16 protein-coding genes and 1 pseudogene are annotated in these 17,917 nt (G+C 66.2%); 8 read left to right on the forward strand and 9 right to left on the reverse strand.

Going from position 1 to position 17,917, the window contains the following annotated elements:
- Window positions 1-124 precede the first annotated feature (124 nt).
- The 3 genes and pseudogenes from BKA16_RS24255 to BKA16_RS06395 all read right to left on the reverse strand — a co-directional run bounded on the left by BKA16_RS24255 (window position 125) and on the right by BKA16_RS06395 (window position 4,407).
- The gene (locus tag BKA16_RS24255) at window positions 125-859 is read right to left on the reverse strand and encodes an FRG domain-containing protein (protein WP_382427841.1); all 735 of its coding nucleotides are present in this window, start codon (window positions 857-859) and stop codon (window positions 125-127) included.
- A complete protein-coding gene (locus BKA16_RS06390; RefSeq protein WP_183369113.1) occupies window positions 787-1,836 on the reverse strand; it encodes an IS630 family transposase in 1,050 nt (349 codons plus the stop codon). The genes BKA16_RS24255 and BKA16_RS06390 overlap by 73 nt, the downstream gene beginning before the upstream one ends.
- 1,180 nt (window positions 1,837-3,016) lie before the next feature.
- A pseudogene (locus BKA16_RS06395) lies at window positions 3,017-4,407 on the reverse strand (succinic semialdehyde dehydrogenase).
- 238 nt (window positions 4,408-4,645) lie between these two features.
- Between BKA16_RS06395 and BKA16_RS06400 the strand changes: the two are divergent.
- The 4 genes from BKA16_RS06400 (at window position 4,646) to BKA16_RS06415 (ending at window position 8,762) form a co-directional block, all read left to right on the forward strand.
- Complete coding sequence (locus tag BKA16_RS06400; RefSeq protein WP_183369874.1) at window positions 4,646-5,290, forward strand: TetR/AcrR family transcriptional regulator; 645 nt, start codon at window positions 4,646-4,648, stop codon at window positions 5,288-5,290.
- A 486-nt stretch (window positions 5,291-5,776) separates the two neighbouring features.
- On the forward strand, window positions 5,777-6,850 hold the full coding sequence (locus BKA16_RS06405) for a FecCD family ABC transporter permease (RefSeq protein WP_183369875.1): 1,074 nt from the start codon (window positions 5,777-5,779) through the stop codon (window positions 6,848-6,850).
- Window positions 6,847-7,953: a FecCD family ABC transporter permease gene (locus BKA16_RS06410; RefSeq protein WP_343067302.1), complete on the forward strand. Its 1,107-nt coding sequence runs from the start codon at window positions 6,847-6,849 to the stop codon at window positions 7,951-7,953. The genes BKA16_RS06405 and BKA16_RS06410 overlap by 4 nt, the downstream gene beginning before the upstream one ends.
- On the forward strand, window positions 7,950-8,762 hold the full coding sequence (locus tag BKA16_RS06415) for an ABC transporter ATP-binding protein (protein ID WP_343067303.1): 813 nt from the start codon (window positions 7,950-7,952) through the stop codon (window positions 8,760-8,762). Before BKA16_RS06410 ends, BKA16_RS06415 begins: the two co-directional genes overlap by 4 nt.
- A gap of 123 nt (window positions 8,763-8,885) precedes the next feature.
- On the opposite strand, the gene BKA16_RS06420 is transcribed toward BKA16_RS06415, so the two are convergent.
- Together BKA16_RS06420 and BKA16_RS06425 are read right to left on the reverse strand one after the other, a co-directional pair.
- Window positions 8,886-9,863 (reverse strand): metallophosphoesterase, encoded by a 978-nt coding sequence (locus BKA16_RS06420; RefSeq protein ID WP_183369876.1) that lies wholly within the window; start codon window positions 9,861-9,863, stop codon window positions 8,886-8,888.
- A 33-nt stretch (window positions 9,864-9,896) separates the two neighbouring features.
- Window positions 9,897-12,326 carry a penicillin-binding protein gene (locus BKA16_RS06425; protein ID WP_183372932.1) on the reverse strand — a complete coding sequence of 810 codons (2,430 nt, stop codon included), beginning with the start codon at window positions 12,324-12,326 and terminating at the stop codon, window positions 9,897-9,899.
- Between the two features lie 280 nt (window positions 12,327-12,606).
- Here BKA16_RS06425 and BKA16_RS06430 point away from each other — a divergent pair, with 280 nt between their 5' ends.
- Window positions 12,607-12,930 carry a WhiB family transcriptional regulator gene (locus BKA16_RS06430; protein ID WP_183369877.1) on the forward strand — a complete coding sequence of 108 codons (324 nt, stop codon included), beginning with the start codon at window positions 12,607-12,609 and terminating at the stop codon, window positions 12,928-12,930.
- Window positions 12,931-13,074: 144 nt separating this feature from the next.
- On the opposite strand, the gene bagB is transcribed toward BKA16_RS06430, so the two are convergent.
- Entirely contained in the window at window positions 13,075-14,178 is a 1,104-nt protein-coding gene (gene bagB / locus BKA16_RS06435) for an ArsA family ATPase (RefSeq protein ID WP_183369878.1), read from the reverse strand.
- Complete coding sequence (gene bagA / locus BKA16_RS06440; protein WP_343067304.1) at window positions 14,178-15,197, reverse strand: ATPase BagA; 1,020 nt, start codon at window positions 15,195-15,197, stop codon at window positions 14,178-14,180. Before bagA ends, bagB begins: the two co-directional genes overlap by 1 nt.
- Before the next feature lie 59 nt (window positions 15,198-15,256).
- Between bagA and sp36 the strand changes: the two genes are divergently transcribed.
- From sp36 to BKA16_RS06455, 3 genes are read left to right on the forward strand one after another with little or no spacing between them, the layout of a single operon-like run.
- Window positions 15,257-15,421: a Sp36 family protein gene (sp36, locus tag BKA16_RS06445; protein ID WP_183369880.1), complete on the forward strand. Its 165-nt coding sequence runs from the start codon at window positions 15,257-15,259 to the stop codon at window positions 15,419-15,421.
- 4 nt (window positions 15,422-15,425) lie between these two features.
- Window positions 15,426-15,899, forward strand: a complete 474-nt coding sequence (locus tag BKA16_RS06450; RefSeq protein ID WP_183369881.1) for an Atu1372/SO_1960 family protein — start codon at window positions 15,426-15,428, stop codon at window positions 15,897-15,899.
- A gap of 6 nt (window positions 15,900-15,905) precedes the next feature.
- Entirely contained in the window at window positions 15,906-16,721 is an 816-nt protein-coding gene (locus BKA16_RS06455; RefSeq protein WP_183369882.1) for an MBL fold metallo-hydrolase, read from the forward strand.
- A gap of 69 nt (window positions 16,722-16,790) precedes the next feature.
- On the opposite strand, the gene BKA16_RS06460 is transcribed toward BKA16_RS06455, so the two are convergent.
- Together BKA16_RS06460 and BKA16_RS06465 are read right to left on the reverse strand one after the other, a co-directional pair.
- Window positions 16,791-17,465, reverse strand: coding sequence for a Crp/Fnr family transcriptional regulator (locus BKA16_RS06460; RefSeq protein ID WP_183369883.1), 675 nt, complete (start codon window positions 17,463-17,465; stop codon window positions 16,791-16,793).
- A gap of 129 nt (window positions 17,466-17,594) precedes the next feature.
- Complete coding sequence (locus BKA16_RS06465; RefSeq protein WP_183369884.1) at window positions 17,595-17,864, reverse strand: hypothetical protein; 270 nt, start codon at window positions 17,862-17,864, stop codon at window positions 17,595-17,597.
- Window positions 17,865-17,917: the final 53 nt, after the last annotated feature.

Raw genomic sequence — 17,917 nt, forward strand, 5'->3', positions numbered from 1 at the left:
TCTGGGGATTCTGGCGTTCGACGTGCGCATGACCACCCCAGGGGGAGGGGCCCTCCACCCATGCCGCCCCGCACCTCAGGGCACCCCCGGGGCACTGAAGGCGATGCCGGTCTGCGAGACGCGGTTAGGAACGTCTGGCCTCCTTGTTCGAATAGTGGAGGCCGAGACCCGCGAAGTCAGGAAATATCGTCGTCGCGTTGAAGCCGAAACTCTTCTCTAGTTCATCGAGGAGGCGATCCTTAGCGAGCGACGGGACGACGACTCCAAGCGCTGCAGGAAACCGAATCTGAGTTCGACCTCGTTCGTTTACGCGCCCGCTTGGGCCGCAAATCTTCTCGAGCTGTTGCCGAGAGTTCCTGCGCCATCGCTCAGACGGAGGCACGAGTCTGAACAGTTCCGATTCTGGCGATTCGACCTGGCTTAGTGGATTGGTATGGAGCAGGAACAGGCCGCGCTGTGCTGCTATCCGCGGATCGATCGGTGGGATCTTGTAGCGCAGCGCGGCTGGGCTCTTACCAGTATTGAGCATCTTCGCGTACGAATCTGGCTTCCAAGGGCTACGAATCTCCTTAAACTCATCTCGGCGGATAGCAAGCAGTACTCCGTCGCGATCCCTGCTCTCGTCATTTGAGCACAGGAACCACAGTGCGATGAACGGATCGGTGGTGCAGTCAACAAGTCTGGTCAACGCACCGTGATGCCGCAAACGCGCCAGGATCTCGTAGTCGCCGAGGTGCTGTGCACCATCGATCCCAAGTCTCCTAGTGTCGCGTGTCGTTAGATAGTTTATGGTTGTGCTTTCTTCAGGATTTCGTCGGCGGTCGTGGTCCAGACGAAGGGGTGTTTGCGGTCGTTCCAGCCGTTGATAAAGGCGCGGATTTTGGCGTTGAGGTCTTTGACTGAGGTGAAGACGCCGCGGCGGATGGCTTGGCGGTCGATGATGCCGAACCAGACTTCGACGAGGTTGAGCCAGGAGCCGGAGGTCGGGGTGAAGTGGATGTGAATGTTCGGGTGCTGCTCGAGCCAGTCGCGGACTTCAGCCTTTTTATGGGTGGCGTAGTTGTCCATCACCAGGTGTAGTTCCCGGTTGCCGTAGGCGCGGTCGATCTGCCGCAGGAACGCCAGGAACTCCTGGTGGCGATGTCGTGGCTTGACGGCTGCGGTGACTTGTCCGGTCGCGATCTCCAACGCGGCGAACAGTGTGGTGGTGCCGTGTCGTTTGTAGTCGTGGGTGCGGCGTTCGATCTGTCCCGGCTGCATCGGGAGCATCGGTGCGGTCCGATCCAGGGCCTGGATCTGGGATTTCTCGTCCACGCACAGTACGATCGCGTTCTCCGGTGGCTCCAGGTACAGGCCGACGACGTCGGTGACCTTGGCGACCAGTTCGGGATCGGTGGAGAACTTGAAGGTTCCCGACCGCCACGGCTGAACCCCGTATTCGCGCCAGGCACGGGCAACGGTGGCGTTCCCGATCCCCAAATGGCCGGCCAACAGGCGTGAGGACCAGTGCGTGACGCCGTACTTCTTCGGCGGTGGCATCAACGTAGCCGAAACGACCTCGGCATGATCGAGATGCCGCGGACGGCCCGGTCGGTCAGCATCGAGGAGGCCGTCCAGGCCGCCATGAAGATAGCGGTCACGCCATTTGAGGACCGTCGGCACCGACGTCCCGACCACCTCGCTGATCCGCGTGTTCGCCACACCCGCAGCCGCCAGCGACACGATCCGCGCACGCCGCACCAGGCCCGCCGACGTCGAGGTCGACCGCAACAGCCGGTCCAGTTCAGCAGCATCGCCCTCACGCAATTGCAGCGCCGGGGCCGGAGAATTCGCCATATCCCATTATCGCAAGCCGCAAACCATCAACTCATTAACGACACGCGACACTAGCGTGAGCGATCGCGGCCGCTTCATGGTCTGCGATGTCGTCAGGAGACATCCCGGCCCTAGTCGCCGTCGAATCTAGTCTCCAGGAGATATCGCCCTGGCCGCGCCAGTAGACCCCCTCTGGCGGGCCAGCCACTGAGATTCCCATCGCGGCACGGAGCACCTGCCCGACTACGTCCTGCACTGCATTCCTACGACCCGCCTTAAACTGAGATTCTTCAGTCCCGGGCGGTCGGTACAGCATCCACTCTGGCCAGTTCACAGCGACCATTCTCGCTTGGGGTTTCGAGTCCGCGCACGGTAGGGCAGTGAAGTGGCTATCATCAGGGACGATTCTTCTTGATCTGGAATGCTGGATCAGGCCAACAAGCGAGATCAGGACGATCGACCGGGGGATGCCCCTGGGTCCTCAGCCCTGCCGAACGAGTTCACCAGTCCGCAGTCAGTCCGCAGTAGCTCCAACACGGTGCATCTCCAACAAACGCAAGCAACGCTTTGACCTGGTAAGAGTCGGTTCAGCCATCCATGTCAACAATTATAAACGCCCAGGACGTCGAGTTCGGGACGAAGAGGTCGTGGGTTCGAATCCCGCTACCCCGACGCTAGGTTGAGATAGCAGAAGAGGCCCTCGGCCCGCAGAGATGCGGACCGGGGGCCTCCTCGTCTCTCCCTACTCGATCACCGCGCCGAAGCCGGGTTAGCCAGTCAGCTTCCGTTGATCAGCGACATCAACGCGAACGGTGCGGCGGCGATGGTCGTGACGACGACCGCGACGACGATGCCGATGGCCAACAACGGATCTGCGTCTCCACCCATGACGGACCTCCTCTGTAGTGCGAATGGACTACAAGGTAGATCGGTGCGGTCCGGCTCTCTGTTACCTCGATCACGGCGCCGTTCGGGCCCGTGCAGGTCTCCACTCCGATGCTCGACCCCGCGCTGCCGCACCACGGTGCGCAACTCGCAGGTGATCGGAAGAGAAGGGCTGGGCGTCGACGGTCCTCGATGATTCGGCCGGGCAGCGTCGAAGACGACGTCGATCGGCGAGCCCGGTGTGGTGAATCCGTCCGAACCCCGCACACCGCTCGTCCGGCGGTCCCCCGTCGGGAGCGCTCGTCCAGGCGAATGCTCATCGCAATCCGAGAGTCTTGAAGGCGTTGAGCGATCGGATGAGGATCGCGGCCCAGCGTTCTGCCGAGGTGTCGGCCGGCGGTTGCAGAGAACGGAGCCGCTGTTGGGCGACGTTCTGGGCGTCGGTGTATTTCAGGAGGCCTCCGGCGCCGTGTCGCCTCCCGAGGCCGGAGTCGCCCATGCCTCCCATCGGGGCGTCGACGCTGCCCCAGGCGGCGGCGAAGGCTTCGTTGACGTTGACCGTGCCCGCGCGCAGCCGAGTCGCCAGGGCTCGAGCGTCGGCTCCGTCGCGACTCCACACGCTGGCGTTGAGGCCATAGGGTGTGGCGTTGGCTAGAGCGACGGCGTCGTCGATGTCGGTGTAGCGATAGAGTGCCACCACGGGCCCGAAGGTCTCCTGGGCGAACAGTGTCATCTCGGGGTGACGTCGGTCAGGATCGTCGGCTCGAAGAACAGAGGTCCGAGATCGGGTCGGGCCCGTCCGCCGGCCAGGATCGTCGCGCCCTTGCCGACGGCATCGGTGACGTGGGCACTGACACTGTCGAGTTGCGCACTGTTGGTCAGGCTGCCGACGTCCATACTGTAGTCGTACGCGGGCCCGAGTCGAAGCGCTCTCGTTCGTTCAGTGAACTCCGAGACGAACAGGTCGAAGATCTCGTCGGCGAGGTAGATCCGCTCGATGGACACGCAGAGTTGCCCACTCGAAGGGAAGCAGCCCGAGACGGCGCCCGCGACGGCCCTGTCGACGTCTGCATCGGGCAGCACGATCATCGGGTTCTTCCCGCCGAGTTCGAGCGATGCACCGACTAGGCGTTGGCCTGCTCTCATCGCGATCCTGCGGCCGCCCGCGGTCGAGCCGGTGAACATGACGTAGTCACCGTTGTCGAGAAGAGGATCTCCGACGGTGTCGACGTCGCCGACGACCAGCTGCCACACGTCCTCGGGCAGGCCCGCTTCGCGGAGCAGATCGAGGGCCCACAGGGCGGTGAGAGCGGTCTGGGTGTCGGGTTTCTGGACCACGGCGTTGCCTGCGAGCAGCGCTGGGATGGTGTCGCCTGCGGCGAGTGCGAGGGGGTAGTTCCAGGGAGAGATGACCGTGACAAGGTGGTGGTGTTCGGTGGTGTGAGTGAGCATCGGGATCGCGCCCCTGCGCCGCTTCGGACGGAGCCGTCGCTCGACGCTGCGAGCGTAGTAGCGGGCGGTGTTCGCGATGTCGATGATCTCCATGACCGCGTCGCGTCGGGTCTTGCCGTTGTCGGCCTGGATGAGGTCGAGCCCCTCGTCATGGCGTTCGAGTAGGAGGTCATGGAAACGGAGGATGATCTGCTTGCGATCTCGGGCGGGAGTCTTCGACCAACTGGTCTGGGCAGTGCGCGCACGCGAGAACACGTCGTCCCCTCCTCGGTCACCCGTTCCCGTATGTGTCGAGGCGGGTGCGTATGCTCCTTCTGCCGTTCACTGCGCACGCGGTCGGCGACGGCTTGATCGCTGCCCGGATACGGGGAGCTGATGTATCGGACTATGTACAGCGTGCTCAGTGCGTGTCTCAGGCTCGGCAAGGCTGTTCTCCATTCCGGGTGTGTCCACGTGCGGCTCGGACGTGGATACAGCATGTAGTTTGTTGTCCATGTCGCGACCCACCGCTCCGGACTCGTCGCCTCGGCGACGGTTGACAGCGCAGCAGCGTCAGTCGCAGTTGCTCGACATCGCGGAACGTCTGTTCACCGAGCACGGCTACGAGGGTGTGACGATGGAGGACATCGCTCGGGAGGCCGGCATCACCAGACCGATCGTGTACCGCCATCTCGAGAGCAGAGAAGACGCCTTCCTCTCGTGCGTGCGTCGAGCACGTCGGCAGTTCGAGCAGTCGATCTTGGACTCGGCGACCCTCCCGCTGGACGATCTGACGGCCAGAATCACTGCGGCGGGCAGGTCCTACCTCGACATGATCGAGGTCGATCCCCAACGATGGCGCTTGTTGTTCGCCACGTCGTCGGGCATCGACGGCTACCTCGTCGATCAGCTGGCCGCGATGCGGGCGCAGACTGTCGAGGTCATCGCGACCGCCATCCGGCCGTATGCATCCGGTGCGGCCGAGGAGTCCGTCGAGGCCTTCGCGTACATGGTGTCGGGTATCGGGGAACAACTCGGCCGGTGGTGGCTGGTCCGCCCAGAGGTCTCGCGGGACAGAGTGCTGGCGTACTACGTCGCCGCGATCGGTGGCGCCGCACAGGCGACGCTGGAGTTGCCGCCTCCGCCGAGTACATCCTGATCGCAGCTCTCCTCCGCTCACGCAGATGCCTTGAAAGCGTCGGCGATGAGCGACGCGGTGTACTGCCTGCCCGCGAGGGTGGGGTGCACGGGGATCCCGTAGTCGACGATTGCGACGGGCATGTCTTTGACGGTCTTGGACGGATTCCCACATGACCCACATGTAGAGCGCGGCGAAAGCCAGCGGTACGACGACCAGCACGGCCAACAGTCGCGCGATCCGCGACCGTTGAACTCGGGTGGACCTGTCGGTGTCGTCGGATGTCATCGAACCCCCTTGTGTTCTCGCGCCGACCACTGCGTCGGTGCGACCTGAATCACATGGAGCATAAAGTTACATTGCGTAAGTTACAAGTCGTAGCAGTGGTCTCGGTGGTGCGGGTGTGTCCGGACGGCGGTGCGGGACACGGTCCGGTTCGTGGCTGCCCGGACGGCCTGCCAGTACATGCTCGCCTCGAGAAAAGAGCTAAGGCTAGCATTACTACCAATGTCTACGACTATGGCCGTCGCGCCGGAACGGGCCTCGGGTTTCAGTGTGCGACGTAAACGGCTCATCGGCCTCGCGGTGCTGTGCGCCGCGATCGTCGTGGCTGTCGTCGCGTCGCTGCTGATCGGCGCGAACACCCTCTCGCCGTCGCTGGTCTGGCACGGGCTGTGGCATCGGTACATCGGCGAGGGGACCGCACCCGATCCGCAGTTGAACGAGGCCGCGATCGTGGTGCAGACCCAGCGGGTGCCGCGCACGATTCTCGCGTTGATCGTCGGTTCGGCGCTCGGTGTCGGCGGTGCGCTGATGCAAGGGCACACGCGCAATCCGATCGCCGATCCCGGCCTGCTCGGCATCACCCAGGGTGCCGCACTCGCAGTGGTCATCGCGATCTTCCTCGGCGGCGTCACCGCGCCGATCCAGTTCATCTGGTTCGCGTTCATCGGCGCGGCGATCGCCTCGGTCGTCGTGTTCGGACTGTCGAGTCTCGGCGGCACGGCGGCGTCGCCGCTCACGCTGATCCTGGCGGGCACCGGTGTCACGTTCTTCCTCAGTGCCATGACGTCCGCGGTCGCACTCGCCGACAGCCAGTCGCTCGACGCGCTGCGCTTCTGGAACGCGGGTGCGGTCAAGGGCGACAGCTACGACATCATTCTGACGACGACACCGTTCATCCTCGTCGGACTCGTCCTGGCGTTCGCCAACGCACCCGCTCTCAACCTGTTGAACCTCGGCGACGACGTCGCGCGGGGCCTCGGTCAGAACGTCACGGCGGCGCGCGTTCTGGGGCTGCTCGCCGTGACGCTTCTGGCCGGAGCGGGTACGGCGGCCTGCGGCAGCATCGCCTTCCTCGGACTGGTGGTGCCGCATGTGGCCCGCTACCTCACCGGACCCGATCACCGGTGGCTGCTCCCGTACTCGGCACTGGCCGGTGGGCTCCTCCTCCTGGTCGCCGACATCGTCGGCCGCATGGTGGCCAGGCCGGGCGAGCTGGAGGCGGGCATCGTCGTCGCGCTGGTCGGCGCACCGTGCTTCGTGTTCCTGGTCTGGTGGCGACGGGCGGTCAGGCTGTGATCGACACGACCCAGGCGACATCGGGCGCCGACGATCGAGCGCGGCCCACACCGCTTCCACCGCTGCGCCCCGGACTGCGTCTTGGCGGAGTCGTCAGCTTCGTCTGGCGGCCGCGCCCGGTGATCGTGACCCTCGTCGCGGCGCTCGGAGCATTCCTCTTCTTCTGCCTGAGCATCCGGCTCGGCGACTATCCGCTCTCGTTCACCCAGGTGCTCGAGACCCTCGTCGGCAGGGGCGATCCGCTGGCCCGGTTCCTGGTGACGGACGGTCGCCTGCCGCGTGCGTTGATGGCGGTGATCGTCGGCGCGGCGCTGGCGATGTCGGGCGCCATCGTGCAGTCCATCTCGCACAACCCGCTGGCCAGCCCCGACATCCTCGGCATCAGTTCGGGTGCAGGCGTGCTGGCGGTCTTCATCCTCACCACCGGCGGGGTCGCCTCGAACATCACGCGGTACGGCACGCCTGCCATGGCGCTGATCGGCGGCCTGGTCACCGGGGCCATCGTCTACGCCCTCGCGGCGCGCGGCGGCATGGACGGTTTCCGACTCATCCTCATCGGTGTGGCCGTGAACGCGCTCATGCACGCGCTGATCACCTGGATGATGGTCCGCTCGGACATCACCCAGGCGGGCCAGGCGCAGACCTGGCTGGTCGGCTCGCTGGCCGACCGCACGTGGGACCAGGTGACCGGGACGGGGGTGCTGGCGGCGATCGCGGCGATCGTCGCCCTCGGCGCCGCGTTCTCTCTGCGAGCCGTACAGCTCGGCGACGACGTGGCCCAGGGCCTCGGTGTCGGCCTCGGTCGCACGCGGGCGGTCCTCCTCATCGCCGCGGTGGTGCTGGCCGCGGCCTCGGTGGCCGGCGCCGGACCGATCGCGTTCGTGGCCTTCGTGTCCCCGCAGGTGACGATGCGGCTGGCGGGCGTCTCGGCTCCGCCGTTGATCACCTCGGCGTGCGTCGGCGCATTCCTGCTCTCCGGCGCCGATCTCATCGCGCGAACCCTGCTGCCGGTCTCGCTGCCGGTCGGCATCGTGACCGCGGCGGTCGGCGGACCGTTCCTCGTCTATCTACTCGTCCGACAGAACCTCAGGAGTTCCCGGTGACCGATCTGTATATCGATGAACCACGTCTGCAAGCCCAGTCGATCGCGGCCGGTTACGGCGGCAAGCCGATCATCGGCGATCTCGACCTCGACATCCCCACCGGAGCCGTCACGACGATCATCGGTCCCAACGGCTGCGGCAAGTCGACACTGCTGCGTACCCTGGCGCGACTGATCAAGCCGACCGCCGGCTCGGTGGTGCTCGACGGCAAGGACATCGGCGAGTACCGCACCAAGGAGGTCGCGACCAAACTCGGTCTGTTGCCGCAGTCGCCGATCGCGCCGGAGGGACTGACCGTCGCCGACCTCGTCGCACGCGGACGGCACCCGCATCAGAGCTGGATCCGACAGTGGTCGTCGACCGACGAGGACATCGTCGACGCGGTGCTCACGCAGACCGGCATCCGCGACCTCGCCGACCGGACCGTCGACTCGCTCTCGGGCGGTCAGCGTCAGCGCGTGTGGATCTCCATGACGCTCGCGCAGGGGACGGACCTCCTCCTGCTCGACGAGCCGACCACCTTCCTGGACCTCTCGCACGCCCTCGACGTCCTCGACCTCGTGAACGATCTGCACGAGGAGGGCCGCACCGTGCTCATGGTGCTGCACGATCTGAACCTCGCGGTCCGCTACAGCGACAACCTCGTCGCCATGAAGGAGGGCGCCGTGATCGCCCAGGGCCCGCCGTCGAAGGTCATCACCGAAGAGCTGCTCCTCGAGGTGTTCGGACTGCGTTCCAAGGTGGTGGCGGATCCGGTCAGCGACCGCCCGATGATCGTGCCGATCGGCCGGAGCAACACGACCATGTGAGCGGGTTGCCGCCGTCGACGGTTCGTCTCGCTCCGCTCCGCACTGGTTCGTCAGTTCGCCTCGCTGCGCTCGCTCACATGCTCGTCGTTCCGCCCTCGCTCACGCTGCGTAAGGGAAGGCCGGCTACACCGGCACGCTCTGCAGGCTGGGGAGACGGAGGTCTACGTCGGCGTCGTCTCCACCGCCGGCAACGGGGGTCAGAGTCAGCAGCGTCGCCTCGGGGCGGCAGCTGAAGCGTGCGGGGGCGTACGGCGACGTGCCCAGACCCGCGCTCACGTGCAGCGCCATGTCGGCGCCCCACTGCGACAGTCCCTTCACTCGGGAGCGATCGATGTGGCAATTGGTCACGATCGCACCGTAGCCGGGCACGCAGAGTTGCCCGCCGTGCGTGTGACCGGCCATCACCAGGTCGTAGCCGTCGTCGGCGAACGCGTCGAGAACGCGCGGTTCGGGGGAGTGCGTCAGACCGAGACGCAGCTGAGCGAGCGGGTTGGGGCGACCGGCGACGCTCTCGTAGCGATCGCGTTCGATGTGCGGATCGTCGACACCCGCGGCCGCGATCCGGACACCGGCCACCTCGATCTCGCGGATCGCGTGCGTGGCGTCGAGCCAGCCCCGTTCGGTGAACGCCGCGCGCAGATCCTGCCAGGGCAGCGGCTCGCCGTGGGTGCGCTTGTGGTCCTTCTTGAAGTACTTGAACGGGTTCTTCGGCTTGGGGCCGAAGTAGTCGTTCGAACCGAACACGAACAGGCCGGGCCGGGACAGCAGGCCGCCGAGCGCCTGGACGACGGCGGGCACCGCGCTCGGATGCGCCAGGTTGTCGCCGGTGTTCACCACCAGATCGGGTTCGAGGGAGTCCAACTCGGAGATCCACGCCTGCTTGAGGTGTTGGTGCGGCGTCATGTGGATGTCGCTGATGTGCAGCACCCGCAGGGGCGACGACCCCGCCTCGAGCAACGGTGCCACCACATGGCGGAGCGCGAACGCATTCCGCTCGATCACTGTCGAATAGATCAGGCCCGCCGCCGCGGCACCGGCCGCTCCCGCGGACAGACGCGCCAACTGTGACGCCGAGACACTCGTGCCGGAACCAGAATCCATGCGTTCCACGATAGCCCGAGGATCAGCCCGGCATCACTCGTCTGGGACTTCGATCACCACCGGACCGACGCCGGGCACCTCGACGGTCTTCTCGGTGGAGCCGCCGCCTCCGTCGCCCCCGTCGTCGCCGTTCTTGGGGCCGCGACCGTTGCTGACGTAGATCGCCACCACGCTGCCGGGCATCGCGCTGTCGGACGGTGCGGTGAACACGACCGTGCCCTTCGGGCGGCCGCTGTCGACCTCGAGCTCGTTGACCTTGAAACCGCGCTCCTGCAGACGCGAGGTGGCCTGGCTGGCGGGCAGCCCGGCGACGTTGGGGATGCGTCCCCGGTCGCTGCCCGCCACGTACGACGGATCGGTCGGCGGCATCGCCACCGGACCGAACTTGGTCGCGACCGGCTTCACCGCGTTGAACCAGGTGCGGGCGGGCTCGAAGCCGCCGTACACGTCGCCGTCGTAGCACTGGCGCAGCGGCGCCGTGCAGATGCCCGACGGGGTGGGGCCGTCGTTGTAGATGTACGACGCGGCGGCCAACTGGTTGGTGAACCCGAGGAACGCCGCCGAGCGGTGGGCCTCGGTGGTGCCGGTCTTACCCGAGAGCGGCAGCGTCCACCCGGTGGCGCCGGCCGCGGCCGCCGACGTGCCGCCGCCCTTGTCGTCCTCGCTCATCGCGTTGGCGAGTGTGTTGGCCAGCCCCTCGTCGACGACCTTCTCGCAGGCGGGCGGGGTGAACGGGACCGGAACCATGACGGGTTTGCCGTCGGCGCCCATCACCTGGTTGCCGTACTGGTCCCGTTTGAACTGCTGGATCGACTGGATCGGGTTGGGCGGGCACCAGACGCCGCCGGAGGCCAGTGTCGCCGCGACGTTGGAGAGTTCGAGTGCGTTCACCGCGAACGGGCCGAGCGTGAACGAGCCGAAGTTGCCCTTCTTGACGTACTCGGCCAGGCTCTGGTCACCGTGCCCGGACGTGCCCGGCGAGTTGTACGAGCGCAGTCCCAGTCGGACCGCCATGTCGACGGCGGGCTTGACTCCGACCTGCTGCAGCAGTTGGACGAAAGTCGTGTTCGGCGAGGTCGCGAGCGCCTGGGTCACCGACGCCGCGGGCGGGTACACACCGGCGTTCTTCACGCAGTAGGCGTTCGGCGGGCAGCCGAAGCTGCCGTTGCTGTCGCCCATGCCGTACACGGCGACGTTCGCCGGGATCGGCAGAACCGTGTTCGTGCCCATGCCCTTCTCCATCGCGGCGGCGGTGGTGAAGAGCTTGAAGATCGAACCGGCGCCGTCGCCGACCATGGAGAACGGCTGCGGCTGGACCGTCTGGTCCTTCTTCGCGTCGAGTCCGTAGTCGCGGCTGGACACCATCGACACCACGTCGTGCGACTGCTTGCCCGGTCGGACGAGGCTCATCACGTTCGCGATGCCGTCGATGTGCGGATTCGCCTGCGCCTTGGCCGAGCGCAGCGCCGAGTCCTGGACCTGCGGGTCCAGCGTGGTGCGGATGACGTAGCCGCCGCGCATCGCGGTCTGACGCGAGATGCCGTTGTCGGCGAGGTACTGGAGCACGTAGTCGCAGAAGAAGCCGTCGTTGTCGGCGCCGATGCAGCCCTGGACCGGGGTGCGGGGTTCGGGCAGCACGCCCAGCGGCTTGGTCTTGGCGTCCTCCAACTCGGCTCTGCGCTCCGGGAAGTTCGAGATCATCGTGTCCAGGACGCGGTTGCGGCTGTCGGTGGTCGCCTCGGGGTCGGTGTACGGGTTCAGCGCCGAACTCGACTCGACGATGCCCGCGAGCATCGCCGACTCCTCCAGGTTGAGCTCCTTCGCGGAGTGCCCGAAGTAGGTCTGGGCCGCGGCCTCGATGCCGTACGCGTTGTTGCCGAACGGCACGATGTTCAGATAGCGGGTGACGATCTGCTTCTTCGCATCCTGTTTGGCCGCCGCGTCGTCGAGCCCGCGTTCACGTTTGGCCTGGTCGGTCAACGACTGCTCGAGTGTCAACGCCATTCGGATCTCGCGGAGCTTGCGCGCGTTCGTCGTCTCGACGGCCGCCTGTCGCTCGGCCTCGGTCCGGGCCAGGACCAGCAATTGGTAGTTCTTGATGTACTGCTGGTCGAGCGTCGACGCGCCCTGCTGAACCTCGCCCGACGACGAGTTCTTCACGGCCGCGCGGATCGTGCCGCGCCAGTCCACACCGTCGTGCTCGAGGAAGCGCCGGTCCTCTTTGGAGATGATCGCGCGGATCATGTCCTGCGAGATGTCGTTGTAGCCCACCTGATAGCGGTACTGGTCGAACAGCTTGGCGATGGGCTTCCCGTCGGCGTCGGTGACGGTCGTGACCTCGGGAACGACGCCGCCGAGGAGTTCGGACGAACTGTCCTCCATCGTGGCCGCCGCGCGGTTGGTGAGCACGCCGAGACCACCGGCGATGGGGAAGAGCAGTCCTGCCACCAGGACGCCCGCCATCACGCAGGCCAGGGCCAGACCGGCAATGTTCGTTGTCTTCCGCACGGTCGCCAGGATACGTGTGATGGAGCGGTCGCAGTGGTAGCGACCTGGCCGATCGGCGGATCGACGGCGGGGGTGTGACCGGCTCGACTTGATTTGCGATTGGTGTCTCAATAGTGTGAAGGACGTGAGGTGGCCCACAAAGTTGTGAATTGTAGGGTGGTTTCACGAAAGAGATCTTATGCGCGTGCCGAACTCCGGTTCGTGTCGATGGGTTTGTGAAAGGTGGGATCGCGCAATGACTCTCGCACCGTTGTCGTCCGGGGAAACGGACACACGCCTGACCTGGGTCTCGCAAGCGCGCTGTCGCGGCGGGAATCCGGATGATCTTTTCGTTAGAGGGGCCGCGCAGCGGAAGGCCGCGACGATCTGCAGGCATTGCCCGGTGCAGATGGAGTGCGGGGCGGACGCGCTCGACAACCGAGTGGAGTTCGGCGTGTGGGGCGGAATGACCGAGCGTCAACGTCGCGCACTACTGCGACAGCACCCGGAAGTCACCTCGTGGGCCGCCTTCTTCGAGGCGCAGCGACGCCGCCAGCGGATCGGCGCCGTCCCCGACTAGAACCTCAGAGCCCGGCGCCGACGCGCCGGGCTCTTCTGTTCGAATCCGTTCGTGCCGTGTCCGATGGTGCGGTCGGTCCGGCTTCGCCGAGTGCGGCGCGAGTTCGGGCCGTCCGGCGGTGCGCCGACTCGAAGCGTTCCGGGGTCAGCCCCGTCCGACGATCTCCTCGGCCACGGCGCGGAGGGCGTCGGAGTCGGCGACCTCGAACGGCAGGGCGGGAACGCCCACCATCGGAACGCTCGGGTGCGACGAGGTGAAGCGCTGCAGCAGATGGAGTTCGCGCTTGGCCGTGGCTGCCCGGTCCACGTGCACCTTCAGGACGCCGCGCGTCAGCTCGTCATCGACGGATTCGATCGCCGCCTCGGCGACCGGCGTCGAGATCGACGTGAGATCGGGGTGCGTCCGGTTCACGACGAGACCCGCCAGCGGCATGGTGTCCTTCGAGAGACGGTCGACGAAGAACGACGCCTCGCGCAGTGCGTCTGCCTCCGGAGCGGCCACCACCACGAACTGGGTGCCCGGACGTTTGAGCAACTGGTAGGTCCGTTCCGCGCGCTCGGAGAATCCACCGAACATCGAGTCCAACGACTGCACGAAGGTCGCCACGTCGCGCAGGATCTCGCCGCCGACGATCGTGGAGACGCCGCGCATCGCCAGGCCCATCGCGCCGGTCACGACTCGGCCGACACCGCGGCCGCCGCCGACGAGCATCTTCATCAGGCGCCCGGACAGAAACGACCCGAGCCGTTGCGGCGCGTCGAGGAAGTCCAGTGCGTTCCGCGACGGGGGAGTGTCCACGACGATCAGATCCCACCGGTTCTCGTCGAGCAGACGCCCCAGCTTCTCCATCGCCATGTACTCCTGCGTCCCGGAGAACGACGACGCCACCGTCTGATAGAACGCATTGCTCATGATCGCCTCGGCGCGTTCGGGAGTGGAGTGCTCCACGACCATGTCGTCGAAGGTCCGCCGCATGTCGAGCATCATCGCGTCCAGTGAGCCGCCGCCGGCGGAGGCGCTCGAGATCGGCACCGGCTGCGGTTCGTTGGTCAGTTCGGACACTCCGAGCGACTGCGCGAGTCGCCGTGCGGGATCGATCGTCAGCACGGCCACCGTGCGGCCGTTCTCGGCCGCGTGCAGGGCCATCGCCGCGGCCGTCGTCGTCTTTCCGACGCCGCCGGAGCCGCAGCAGATCACCACGCGGGTGTTCGGATCGGCGAGCACGGCGCCCATCTTCAGGTCGGGCATCAGACTCCAGCCTCTTTCAGCACGTCGACGAGTTGGTACAGCCCGCCGAGATCCATACCCTGGTCGACGGTCGGCAACTCCAGTTGCGGAGCGTCGACGTCGTCCAGTTCGGCCCGCGCGATCTGCTGGGCCTGCAGCCGTGCGGCGTAGTCGACGGCCTCGGTCAGCAGACCCGCGAAGTCCTTGTCGGACAGGTCGATCCCGCTCGCGGTGAGCGAGGAGCGGATGCGGTCGGCGTCGACGGAGCCCTCGGCGATGTCGTCGAGCTGATCCTCCGGCAGATACGTGGGATCGACACGGTTCACGAAGATCGACCCGACGGACAGCCCCTTGCCGCGCAGTTCGTCGACGGCTTCGATCGTCTCCTGAATCGGCATGGCCTCCAGAAGCGTGCACAGATGCACTGCGGTGTCCGGCGAGTGCAGCAGCGTCACCACGCCTTCGCTCTGCTTCCGGATCGGGCCGGTCTTGGCGAGATCACGCATCGCCGAGGTCACGTCCAGGAAGTTGCCGATGCGGCCGGTCGGCGGCGCGTCGACGACGATCGCGTCGTAGAGGCGATGCCCCTTGTCGTCGAGGGCGATGACGCGTTCCTTGATCTTGCCGGTGATCACCACGTCGCGCAGTCCGGGGGCGACGGTGGTCACGAAGTCGATGGCGCCGACCCGTTTGATGGCGCGGCCGGCGAAACCGAGGTTGTAGAACATGTCGAGGTACTCGAGCAGCGCGTGCTCGATCTGCAGGGCGAGTGCCCACACCGACCCGCCGCCCTCGAAGGACGCGACCTGCGTGTCGGTGGGCGGAAGCGGATGCGTGTCGAAGAGCTGGGCGATGCCCTGCCGTTCCTCGCATTCGACGAGCAGCACGCGCCGACCGTGCGAGGCCAGCGTCAACGCGAGCGTCGCGGCGACCGTCGTCTTACCGGTGCCGCCCTTGCCTGATACGAAATGCAGGCGTGCGCCCGCAGCCTCGGAGGGCCATCGCCCGGTGGGACCGCCCGTCACATCTTTCTCGACCACGCCGTTCACCTTAACGGCCGCAGCGACGGCACCGGTCGTTAACCGATAAGGTGAGCGGTATGAGCGCACTCACTTCTTGGGAATACGCGACCGTTCCGCTGCTCACGCATGCGACCAAACAGATTCTGGACCAGTGGGGTTCGGACGGCTGGGAGCTCGTCACCGTGCTGCCCGGACCGACCGGCGAACAGCACGTGGCCTACCTGAAGCGGCCGAAGGGCTGATGTCGTGAGTGGTCAGTGGAGTGCGCGTCTGACGGAACTGGGCATCACGCTGCCCGAGGTGGTCGCGCCGGTCGGGAGTTACACCCCGGCCCTGCGAGTCGGCGACCTGGTCTACACCTCCGGTCAGCTGCCGGTGGTCGACGGAGTGCTCGGTGTCGTCGGCAAGGTCTCCGAAGGCGCCGAGGGCGTAGTCCGCCCCGAACAGGCGAACGCGGCGGCCCGCCAGTGCGCGCTGAACGCGTTGGCCGCCGTGCACGCGGAGGTCGGCATCGACTCGGTGGTCCGCGTGGTCAAGGTGGTCGGCTTCGTCGCGTCGGCGAACGGATTCACCGGGCAGCCGGGTGTGATCAACGGGGCGTCGGATGTGATCGGTGAGATCTTCGGCGACGCCGGGGTGCACGCCCGGTCGGCGGTGGGTGTGGCCGAGCTGCCGCTCGGCGCGCCCGTCGAGGTCGAGATCGTCGTCGAGGTCAAGTGATTCGACATGGCCGACGCTGAACTCGCCCATCCCGCCTACGGTGTCGCACGGCGGGTGACGCCGTTCGCGTCGGTCGTTCTCTGCGACAACCCGGGGATGATGACCCTCGACGGCACCAACACGTGGATCCTCCGGGCACCGGGACATCCGAGCGCCGTGGTCGTCGATCCGGGGCCGAAGAAGGAGCGCAAGCATCTTCGGGCCGTTCTCGACGAGGCGGGCGAGGTGGAGCTGACGCTGTTCACCCACCGCCACGACGATCACGTCGGATCACTGAAGCGATTCCGGAAGATGACCGGCGCGCCCACGCGGGCGTATTCGACGGAGTTCTCCACGGGTGCGTCGCGGTTGCAGGACCGCGAGGTGATCGAGGCCGCGGGCCTGACGATCACCGTGGTCCACACGCCGGGGCACACGTACGATTCGACGAGCCTGCTCGTGGAGTGGGACGGGCAGCGGGCGATCCTCACCGGCGACACGGTCCTCGGATCGGGGACCACCGTCCTGGACCCGCAGGACGGTTCGCTCGGCGACTACTTCCATTCGTTGAACCGTCTGATCGTCGACGCCTCCGACGTCCCGATGCTGCCGGGGCACGGTCCCGATCATCCCGAACTGGGCCCGATCGCACGGTTCTACAAGCAGCATCGCGAGGTGCGGCTGCAACAGATCCGCGACGCGCTGGTCGAACTCGGTAAGACTCCGCACGAGGCCAAGCCGATGAAGGTGGTCAGGAGCGTCTACTCCGACGTCGACGAGAAGCTGTGGCCCGCGGCCAAGATGAGCGTCAAGACGCAGTTGGAGTACCTGCGCACGCTGTGAGAAGCAGCCGGTCCGCCCGATCTCGACCGGATGGTCGAGATCGGGCGGACCGACTGTACGAGCGGGTGCTCAGCGAGCCCGGCGCGCGAGACGCTCGGAGTCAGCGATGAGGACGCTCTTACCCTCCAGACGCAGCCAACCGCGCTGAGCGAAGTCGGCGAGCGCTTTGTTGACGGTCTCGCGAGACGCACCGACGAGCTGTGCGATCTCCTCTTGCGTGAGGTCGTGAGTGACGCGCAGTGCGCCGCCCTCCTGCGTGCCGAAGCGCTGCGCCAGCTGGAGCAGCTGCTTGGCCACACGACCCGGGACGTCGGTGAAGATGAGGTCCGCGAGGTTGTTGTTGGTCCGACGGAGACGACGCGCGAGAACACGGAGCAGCTGCTCGGCGATCTCGGGACGGTCCTTGATCCACTTCTTGAGGGCGTCGCGGTCCATGGTGACGGCACGGACCTCGGTCACCGTGGTGGCCGACGACGTGCGCGGCCCCGGATCGAAGATCGACAGTTCACCGAACATGTCGGACGGACCCATGATCGTCAACAGGTTCTCCCGACCGTCCGGCGAGCGTCGTCCCAGCTTGACCTTGCCCGAGAGGATGATGAACAGGCGATCGCCCGGCTCCCCCTCGTGAAAGATCACATGGCCGCGAGGAAACTCGACCGGCTGCAACTCCTTTGCGAGTGCAGCGACAGCCGTGGGCTCAACCCCCTGGAAAATGCCTGCCCTGGCGAGTACTTCTTCCACCTAAAGAACCTCTCTTGTTCCGAACGCGCGTTCAGTGATCAACACTACTTGGAAAAATCATAGTTGTTGAATAGATCACTTGTGTGGCAGGCATGGCCAACCGTGTGCAATGTCCGAATTCCGGCGCCGTCAACTGGCACGATTCCGGGCATCCGGGTCGGCCGGGATCACCGGCTCGCCCGACTCGTCGTTGCTTCGTCGTTGTCGGAGCTCGTCCAGCGCGGCCGGAAGACCGTCCTTGGCGAGATTGCCGACGTCGGTCTCGTCGGCGGTGTCCAGGAACTCCTCGACGTGCGCACGCCCGACGGACAGGCGGTCCAACCCGGTCTGCACCTTCTCCATGGCGAGCGCGAACAGCATCAGCACCGGGGGGAACAGAAGTACGGCCAGTCCTTGCATGGTTTCCCAGTCAACACGATTGTGCGGCAGGGGTGAAACGAGAACGCCGGTCG

The organism is Gordonia humi (assembly GCF_014197435.1).
GTDB lineage: Bacteria > Actinomycetota > Actinomycetes > Mycobacteriales > Mycobacteriaceae > Gordonia > Gordonia humi.